Genomic DNA, 1241 nt, shown 5'->3' on the forward strand with positions numbered 1-1241 from the left:
ATCCGCAATTTCGATTTTTAGTGCATCGTGGGGTTTAGCGAGGTTGAACCACGCGAAGAACAGGCACAAATGCATTATCAGTGCTCTTATCTCGCATATTTTCTTTTCCGTATCAGATATCAGAGAGTAATTCAACCGCGTCTTCAAGGGCACGTCCGCCGACATGATGACTGATAACTATCTTTGTTTTTCGCATAAACCCTTACAGGTTTTTCGGGATCAACAGGACAGAGCCCCACATGGTTTGCCGTTTCCACGTACCACCACGCACCACGCTCCTGACCGCTTCAAGCGAGTATGCCAAGGTCAGTGAAACGTAGAAGGCTATCCCCTGGTTTAGTTTATATCGACTTTTGGGATGGAGTTAACTTCTTCAAGAAGATCTTATAGCTGCCCAATTTACCACCATAATTACCTGCTGAGATTCTTACCAAGCCTTCTACATCCTGCACACTCACTATTGCCGCTCTCATAGCTTCTTTTACCGACTCGAGTGATACACCATTGATGACAATTTCCGGGATGCTATGCACGCCGCGTGGAACTCTCGACCCGCTCAGTTTCTGTACCAGCGTAGGGCAATACAGGTGGTTAGTTGTAGGACCAATCTCCGGATAGTTCGTTTCCGGTTTAGAGCCCGCAGCGCAGATATCAAAAGGAGTAATTGCACCTTCCACGCCCTTTATTGCCTCAAGTGCCTTTTCTCCAGCTTCTAATGCCGCTTCTATACTCTTACAGAAGAACCAGACGTTTCCACCCATCACACCCTTCTTATAGCTTAAATAGTGTTCCACGAGGAATTCGCCCATCATTATCGGCACTGCAATGACTTCACGTCCAAACCGCTGCTCTATTGTCTCATAGCCATCGCCACAATGCCCTATCCTTCCCATAACATCTATCTTACCAGCAGATGACTCAAGTGCATTGAAGACCGAAGTCGTGGGCACGACCAGTATCCCCTGCCGTATTCGTTTCGATACCTCGTATTCCAGTTTCTCGGGCGCGTCCTCGTCGTAATTCACCCAGAACTGGATAATCGCTCCTTTTCTGCCGTCTGGCGTCTCGCACTCACTTAACCACTTCTCTATTCCGCCTTCGGATTCACCAAAGACCGTGCAGGGCAGTGCCGTAGCGTTGTAAGCTGCCTGTTTCAATCTCTTCTCGTCTCGTGCGGTTACGCATATCCTCGTGAATAAACCGTCAAAAGCCTCGCAGTAGGTGTCCTCGAGTTCGATTTC

At 48.3% G+C, this 1241-nt stretch carries 1 protein-coding gene; it reads right to left on the bottom strand.

Going from position 1 to position 1241, the window contains the following annotated elements; translation table 11 throughout:
• Nucleotides 1–341 precede the first annotated feature (341 nt).
• On the bottom strand, nt 342–1241 hold a 900-nt coding region (locus J7J01_08025; GenBank protein ID MCD6210813.1), incomplete at its 5' end, for a formylmethanofuran--tetrahydromethanopterin N-formyltransferase.

This window comes from Methanophagales archaeon (assembly GCA_021159465.1).
Classification (GTDB): Archaea; Halobacteriota; Syntropharchaeia; order Alkanophagales; family Methanospirareceae; genus G60ANME1.